4 protein-coding genes, 1 tRNA gene and 3 rRNA genes are annotated in these 8242 nt (G+C 44.8%); 4 read left to right on the top strand and 4 right to left on the bottom strand.

Annotation, left to right across the window (positions count from 1 at the left end):
- Positions 1–212 precede the first annotated feature (212 nt).
- From KO511_RS12810 to rrf (KO511_RS12795), 4 genes are all read left to right on the top strand, one after another.
- A 23S ribosomal RNA gene (locus KO511_RS12810) occupies positions 213–3102 on the top strand.
- Positions 3103–3228: 126 nt separating this feature from the next.
- Positions 3229–3344: ribosomal RNA gene (gene rrf, locus KO511_RS12805) — 5S ribosomal RNA — on the top strand.
- Positions 3345–3387: 43 nt separating this feature from the next.
- Positions 3388–3463 (top strand) — tRNA-Thr (locus KO511_RS12800).
- A gap of 11 nt (positions 3464–3474) precedes the next feature.
- Positions 3475–3590, top strand: a 5S ribosomal RNA gene (gene rrf / locus KO511_RS12795).
- A 374-nt stretch (positions 3591–3964) separates the two neighbouring features.
- Here the strand turns inward: rrf (KO511_RS12795) and KO511_RS12790 are convergent.
- Genes KO511_RS12790 through hemC form a run of 4 tightly spaced genes read right to left on the bottom strand, consistent with a single transcriptional unit; the run spans position 3965 to position 7982 of the window.
- Positions 3965–5143 carry a heme biosynthesis protein HemY gene (locus KO511_RS12790; protein ID WP_215987810.1) on the bottom strand — a complete coding sequence of 393 codons (1179 nt, stop codon included), beginning with the start codon at positions 5141–5143 and terminating at the stop codon, positions 3965–3967.
- Entirely contained in the window at positions 5143–6300 is a 1158-nt protein-coding gene (locus tag KO511_RS12785; RefSeq protein WP_215987809.1) for a uroporphyrinogen-III C-methyltransferase, read from the bottom strand. Before KO511_RS12785 ends, KO511_RS12790 begins: the two co-directional genes overlap by 1 nt.
- 16 nt (positions 6301–6316) lie before the next feature.
- Positions 6317–7039, bottom strand: coding sequence for a uroporphyrinogen-III synthase (locus tag KO511_RS12780; RefSeq protein ID WP_215987808.1), 723 nt, complete (start codon positions 7037–7039; stop codon positions 6317–6319).
- A 4-nt stretch (positions 7040–7043) separates the two neighbouring features.
- Positions 7044–7982 (bottom strand): hydroxymethylbilane synthase, encoded by a 939-nt coding sequence (hemC, locus tag KO511_RS12775; RefSeq protein ID WP_215987807.1) that lies wholly within the window; start codon positions 7980–7982, stop codon positions 7044–7046.
- Between the last annotated feature and the right edge of the window lie 260 nt (positions 7983–8242).

Genomic DNA, 8242 nt, shown 5'->3' with positions numbered 1-8242 from the left:
TAAAAGTTCTCAAATCCTAATGATTCTTTTTAACAAAAGAATGATTAGGTACCAACACACATTCAAGTGTTCTTGGAAACACCACAATACGTTGTGATGTTTATATTTGAGTCCGGCAAAATCAACGCTGTCTCGCTCATTCAAATAATGAGACAGCAACTTTGGTTGTTTAATTAACAACACCAATCGAGCAAGACTCTTTGGGGTTGTATGGTTAAGTGACTAAGCGTACACGGTGGATGCCTTGGCAGTCAGAGGCGATGAAAGACGTAGTAACTTGCGATAAGCCCAGATTAGGTAGTAACAACCGTTTGAGTCTGGGATGTCTGAATGGGGAAACCCACGTGCATAAGCACGTATCATTAACTGAATACATAGGTTAATGAGGCGAACCGGGGGAACTGAAACATCTAAGTACCCCGAGGAAAAGAAATCAACCGAGATTCCGAAAGTAGCGGCGAGCGAAATTGGATTAGCCCTTAAGCTTTACACGCGTTAGACGAACAGTCTGGAAAGGCTGACAATAAAGGGTGATAGTCCCGTAGTTGACGACGTGTGTTCAGTGAAATCGAGTAGGGCGGGACACGTGATATCCTGTCTGAATATGGGGGGACCATCCTCCAAGGCTAAATACTACTGACTGACCGATAGTGAACCAGTACCGTGAGGGAAAGGCGAAAAGAACCCCTGTGAGGGGAGTGAAATAGAACCTGAAACCGTGTACGTACAAGCAGTAGGAGCACCTTCGTGGTGTGACTGCGTACCTTTTGTATAATGGGTCAGCGACTTATATTCAGTAGCAAGGTTAACCATCTAGGGGAGCCGTAGAGAAATCGAGTCTTAACTGGGCGTCGAGTTGCTGGATATAGACCCGAAACCAGGTGATCTAGCCATGGGCAGGTTGAAGGTTGAGTAACATCAACTGGAGGACCGAACCGACTAATGTTGAAAAATTAGCGGATGACTTGTGGCTAGGGGTGAAAGGCCAATCAAACCTGGAGATAGCTGGTTCTCCCCGAAATCTATTTAGGTAGAGCCTCGGACGAATACTACTGGGGGTAGAGCACTGTTAAGGCTAGGGGGTCATCCCGACTTACCAACCCTTTGCAAACTCCGAATACCAGTAAGTACTATCCGGGAGACACACGGCGGGTGCTAACGTCCGTCGTGGAGAGGGAAACAACCCAGACCGCCAGCTAAGGTCCCAAAGTATAGCTAAGTGGGAAACGATGTGGGAAGGCTTAGACAGCTAGGATGTTGGCTTAGAAGCAGCCATCATTTAAAGAAAGCGTAATAGCTCACTAGTCGAGTCGGCCTGCGCGGAAGATGTAACGGGGCTAAGCTATACACCGAAGCTGCGGCAATACAGTTTACTGTATTGGGTAGGGGAGCGTTCTGTAAGCCGTTGAAGGTGTGCTGTAAGGCATGCTGGAGGTATCAGAAGTGCGAATGCTGACATGAGTAACGATAAAGGGGGTGAAAAACCCCCTCGCCGGAAGACCAAGGGTTCCTGTCCAACGTTAATCGGGGCAGGGTAAGTCGACCCCTAAGGCGAGGCCGAAAGGCGTAGTCGATGGGAAACGGGTTAATATTCCCGTACTTCTTACAATTGCGATGGGGGGACGGAGAAGGCTAGGTGGGCCTGGCGACGGTTGTCCAGGTTCAAGTGCGTAGGCTTGAGAGTTAGGTAAATCCGGCTCTCTTCAAAGCTGAGACACGACGTCGAGCACCTACGGGTGTGAAGTCATTGATGCCATGCTTCCAGGAAAAGCCTCTAAGCTTCAGATTGTAAGAAATCGTACCCCAAACCGACACAGGTGGTCGGGTAGAGAATACCAAGGCGCTTGAGAGAACTCGGGTGAAGGAACTAGGCAAAATGGTACCGTAACTTCGGGAGAAGGTACGCTCTTGTCGGTGAAGTCCCTCGCGGATGGAGCTAACGGGAGTCGCAGATACCAGGTGGCTGCAACTGTTTATTAAAAACACAGCACTGTGCAAAATCGTAAGATGACGTATACGGTGTGACGCCTGCCCGGTGCCGGAAGGTTAATTGATGGGGTTAGACTTAGGTCGACGCTCTTGATCGAAGCCCCGGTAAACGGCGGCCGTAACTATAACGGTCCTAAGGTAGCGAAATTCCTTGTCGGGTAAGTTCCGACCTGCACGAATGGCGTAATGATGGCCACGCTGTCTCCACCCGAGACTCAGTGAAATTGAAATCGCTGTGAAGATGCAGTGTACCCGCGGCTAGACGGAAAGACCCCGTGAACCTTTACTACAGCTTGGCACTGAACATTGAGCCTACATGTGTAGGATAGGTGGGAGGCTTTGATATGTGCACGCCAGTGTGCATGGAGCCATCCTTGAAATACCACCCTTGTATGTTTGATGTTCTAACTTAGACCCCTTATCGGGGTTGAGGACAGTGCCTGGTGGGTAGTTTGACTGGGGCGGTCTCCTCCCAAAGAGTAACGGAGGAGCACGAAGGTGGGCTAAACACGGTTGGACATCGTGTGGTTAGTGCAATGGCATAAGCCCGCTTGACTGCGAGAATGACAATTCGAGCAGGTGCGAAAGCAGGTCATAGTGATCCGGTGGTTCTGTATGGAAGGGCCATCGCTCAACGGATAAAAGGTACTCCGGGGATAACAGGCTGATACCGCCCAAGAGTTCATATCGACGGCGGTGTTTGGCACCTCGATGTCGGCTCATCACATCCTGGGGCTGAAGTCGGTCCCAAGGGTATGGCTGTTCGCCATTTAAAGTGGTACGCGAGCTGGGTTTAGAACGTCGTGAGACAGTTCGGTCCCTATCTGCCGTGGGCGTTGGAAGATTGAAGGGGGCTGCTCCTAGTACGAGAGGACCGGAGTGGACGAACCTCTGGTGTTCGGGTTGTCACGCCAGTGGCATTGCCCGGTAGCTAAGTTCGGAATCGATAAGCGCTGAAAGCATCTAAGCGCGAAGCGAGCCCTAAGATGAGTCTTCCCTGACCCCTTGAGGGTCCTAAAGGGTTGTTCAAGACTAGAACGTTGATAGGCAGGGTGTGTAAGCGTTGTGAGGCGTTGAGCTAACCTGTACTAATTGCCCGTGAGGCTTAACCATACAACACCCAAAGGGTTTTGATGGACTCAAAGAAAGAACATTGAATGTGTAGAGAACGCTCTTTAGAGAGCAAGCAGCTTTCCAGATTTTGACCGGTTGCGAGTGCGCAGCGGGTCACCTAATTTGCTTGGCGACCATAGCGTTGTGGACCCACCTGATTCCATGCCGAACTCAGAAGTGAAACACAATAGCGCCGATGGTAGTGTGGGGTCTCCCCATGTGAGAGTAGGACATCGCCAGGCTTCAAATTACCTTATCTGAGATAACTGTCTTGGATAATACTGCGCTGATATAGCTCAGGTGGTAGAGCGCATCCTTGGTAAGGATGAGGTCCCCAGTTCGAGTCTGGGTATCAGCACCAAAAAAATTTTGCTTGGCGACCATAGCGTTGTGGACCCACCTGATTCCATGTCGAACTCAGAAGTGAAACACAATAGCGCCGATGGTAGTGTGGGGTTTCCCCATGTGAGAGTAGGACATCGCCAGGCTTTTAAATTTAGACGTAGAGTCTAACCAATGTGGAGCGGTAGTTCAGTTGGTATGGAGACCGGCCTGTAACGCCGGTGGTAAGGGTTTTAACCCTGTCAAATTCACAAAGTTTTCTCAACCCCAGCAGCAATGCTGGGGTTTTTTGTATCTTTCATATAAAACCTAAAGCTTGCATGTACTCTTTTATGTTTAAAGTCGCCTTTGAGCTTTAAGGGCATAGGGAGTTTGAGAAAGCATCGTTTTTCTGCACTTAGACGACCGTTTCTGTATACATAGTCAATGTTTCTACCTTTTTCTCGCTGAACTAAATTAATTACATTTAGTACAAAAAGCCGGCCATACGGTCGGCTGAAATCATCTTAGATAAATAGAATTAAGCTTGTATTAATGTGAGTGCTTTTTTAGAGACTTCTCGGGCTGCTTGGGGCATATTTTGTTTCTCTAGGGCGTCAGCTAGATAGGCGTAGTCAGATAAGCTAGAACGAATTGATAATGCTTTCTCAAGGTGTTGTTGTGCTTTAGACCAATTTCCCTTTCTTAAGTGAAATTGTGCAAGAGCACTATGTGCAGAAGCGTTATCAGCATCTTTTTTTAAAACATCATCTAGAAATTTCATGATCGGGTGGGGATCTGATAAGTTCATATCCGGTAACAACGTATAAAGACTGTTGTTAGGATATTTCTTCAAATGTTCTTTTACTAGAGTAAAGGCAGTACTGTCGGACTTACGAGATATAAGTTGTTTAGCAAAGAATTCAACCAGATGAGTATCGTTTTTTAACTTACGTGGTAAGTTGTTCCAGTATGAAGTCACACTGTCGCTGCCTTGTTGCTGTGATATTTGTTCAAGTAATCCGCATTGAGCCTGACGGGTGAGAAGCGTGCGCTCTTCTTTTGATATGATATTGCTTTTTTCTAAATCAGATAAGCTGTCAAGCAACGGTTGCCACATATTAAGTTCAATATGTATTGTTTTGAGTAAGGTAAGGGCAACTCGATTATTGGGTTGATTTGACTTTAATTCACAAAGAGTTTCAAAAGCCGCACTGAATTTTTTTTCTGCGACTTGCTGTTTTGCGCACGTGAGAGCAACAGCTAGCTGTGAGTTTTCTTGTTCTGAAGCGAGCTTTAGATACTGCTCTTGTTTTTGGTCATCGCCCATTCCATGAGCAGCTTCAGATGCAACTAGATAGCACAAGAGGGGCATATCATGATGGTTAGCCCAGCGTATTACTTTTTTCTCTGCTGATGTAAAATCACCCTCAAGTAGCTTTATTATACCTTCATTAGTAAACCTACGGGCTCGCCTTATTTTTCGAACTGAGAAATAATTCCAAGTTGCAAAGCTAGTATATAGTGTTTTTTTTATCAGAAATTCCAAGCCAAAGAGTGTAGCTATACCAGCAAGAACTAAGATAATTAGTGTTGTTACACTCATCTCTATGGTCTTACCTGCGATGGAAATCAGAACATACCCTTGCTGTCCTGTGTATTGTGTCCCTACGAAAAGTCCTGAGCCTAAAATAACGAAAAGAAAAGCCAGTCTAAACATTATTTATCCTCCGTTATCAACGTGGTTACTTCTCGGCGGAGGCGCCCACGGATCACATCTGACAGAACCTGCTGAGTTTCTAGCCTAACCGGGTAATCCACCTGGATATTTTGTTTGCTCAACTGCTCGAGTGCGTTATTAAATTCAGTAACGGTTTTGGAGTCCTGATTGAAGAAAGTAATGGACCATGTGTCAGCAGTGGCCAAAGCTATTGAATAGACCTCTTGCTGTTCTATGTAAACGGCTTTGATGGCCGTCTCAAGCTTAGACTTGATATTTTCTTTCAGATAAAAATGCTGCTGTGGTGAAAGTAGAGGGATAACATTGCCATCTCGGACGCGGAATGTAATAAAATTTTGCGAAAAGTCTTTAAGTGATGTGGTTAGGTTGCTTTTCCAATCATGGATATCTTTTGAGACGTCAGGCTGCTGTTTTTTTGCAGAACCCGGAAGAATAGCATTAGCCAGGGGTAGATTGTCTACTTGTTGCTGTAATGCAGTAATCCTTAATACCAAGCCATCTCTATCGATTATCGGAATGGCTTTCAACTTCATTATGTCATTTGCCAGAGATTGACGAAGTGGTACTAAGCTAGGATCATTAAGTGTTGCAATACGTTGGTCTGCACTTTCCATAAGCTCAGTTGCACTAACAGCATCGTGTTCTAGGAATAACTTACGGCCAGCCAATTTTACTAGGTAATCGGATTCTGCAAGTAACCAGTCGTCAGGCCGTCGACCTTTTACATCAGCCAATGCCAATTGCAAGCTATCAATGCTTCTTTGCTGCTGAGCTAAACGAGTTTCAGCTTTGTGATAGGCTGCTTCTGTGTTTGATTCTGCAGTTGCTTTACTAGCAAGGATCTCTTGCTTTATTGATGTTTTAGCCTGCTGTAATTCAGTTTTTAAGGTGCTGATTTGTGTATGATATTGAGCGCTCTGATGTTCTACATATAAAAAAACGCCACTTGGCAATAATATGGACAGAGCGATGGCTAGGAGGCCAAGCCTTGTACCATGCTGGATTGCTTTCTTGGATTTGGCGTTACTTGTTATTGTTTCTTTTACCGACTCCTCTTTGATATCTTTTTTATCCTCTTGTTGTGATTGAGGAATTATTTCAGGTTCAACCGAGTTATTTTTATTCTTGCTTGTCATTACATGTGGTCCTGTTCTATTTTGGTTGCAGAGCAGCCAGTAAATCCTTATTTGAAGCACTACCTGTATTGATTACATCGAGAAAACCTAACAGTTTAGCTTGGTTTGCAATTCGTTGACTTGGAACAAAGAGCTGCAGCTCAAATATCCAGTCTATTTGTGGTTGAGTAAGTTGAGATACAAAGTGGTTGAGTTGACCTAGGCTGGTAATCACTATCTGCTTGATATGGTTACTTTGCCAGTTAAATAGTTCAACGTTAGGGTCAAAAGCCAGACTATCTCTTTTATAGACTTCGAGGTAGCTAACTTGCGCCGCTCGCTTTAGTAGTGTGCGATAGATAAGCTCACGACCACCATTACCTCTAAGAATAATAATATTTTTATTTTTTGTGCATTTAAGCTGTTTAAGTTGAAGCAGATGCTCGCTATCTGCAACTTCAGGGTAGTGTACGTTTTGTTGGCTGAGTTTGCTTAATACATGTGCTGTTTTTTGACCGATCGCAATGTAGGTTGCTGTATCAGGCCACTCACCATTGAGCGCCTGTTGAGAGAATGTGACGGCATGCTGGCTAACAGCGATGATAATATCGACACTGGTCAGATTTTCTTTAATACAAGAAAAATCGTTTCCAGGTGAAATTTTTAGTAGGGGAAAGTGAAACGCACTTATACCAGCGGCCTTTAACTGTTGGCAAAGAGCTTGACCTTGTTCACCTGGGCGAGTGATCAACACGGCCATGGCATTACTCTTGTTCTGCGTATAATTTAGTTAGAATACCACGGGCACCACGGTCTAATAACTGATTAGCGAGTGTAACACCAAGCGTTATTGCTTCTTGCCTCGGGCCCCTGATGTCACCACGTACTATTTTTGAACCATCAGGTTCTCCTACTAAGGCTCTTAACCAAAGTTCATTTCCCTCGAGAACAGAATAACTACCGATTGGTACTTGGCAGCCTCCTTCTAATGTTAAATTCATTGCACGCTCACACATGACCTTGTCATAGGTATCATGGTGGTTTAGTGGTTCAAGAAGTCGTATCAGTCGCTCATCGTTCAAGCGGCACTCAATACCGACTGCTCCTTGACCAACAGCTGGTAGAGACTGCTCAGGCTCAATTAAATCACGGATCCGTTTTTCTAGATTCAGACGTTTTAGGCCTGCAGCAGCTAAAATGATTGCATCATATTCGCCAGAATCGAGCTTGCTTAATCGGGTACCTACGTTGCCTCTTAATTCGTTAATGGTTAAATCAGGGCGATATTCCTTGATTTGGCACTGACGGCGTAAACTACAGGTACCGACAATCGCTCCTTGAGGAAGTTGGTCTATATTGTCGTATTTATTAGATACAAAGGCATCTCTGGCATCTTCACGCTCACAGATGGTTACCAATCCTAAACCTTCAGGAAACTCTACGGGGACATCTTTCATTGAGTGTACTGCAAGATCGGCACGATTTTCTAAAATGGCAACTTCGAGTTCTTTTACAAATAAGCCTTTACCACCAACTTTTGCTAAAGGAGTATCTAAAATCACATCACCTTTAGTTACCATAGTGATGAGCTCAACCTCTAATCCCGGATGTGCGGCTTGTAGTGCGTCTCTTACATAGTGTGCTTGCCAAAGCGCAAGCGGGCTCTTTCGTGTTGCAATTCGAATTGGAGTTGATTGTTTCATATTGGCTTTTGGTTCGAAGTTTAGATGTTTTAATCCTACCACTCTCAAGTAAAAAGTCTTACTGCTAGATCTTGGCAATGATTAATTCGTTTTTGGGATAGCATAAAATATTCAATATAGTGTGATATTGATCTCATTTATAAGGTGAGCTATTGTTACTAAAGAGAGATGGATACCACACTATGACGCAAGTATATTGATTAACAAAACAATGTTGATGAGGTCATACCTTTCTTTACCAATGGGAATAAAAATGTTAA

It is taken from the genome of Vibrio hepatarius (assembly GCF_018860525.1).
GTDB lineage: Bacteria > Pseudomonadota > Gammaproteobacteria > Enterobacterales > Vibrionaceae > Vibrio > Vibrio hepatarius_B.
The sequence above is the reverse complement of the archived record's forward strand: the minus strand, read 5'-3'. Positions and strand labels throughout refer to the sequence as shown.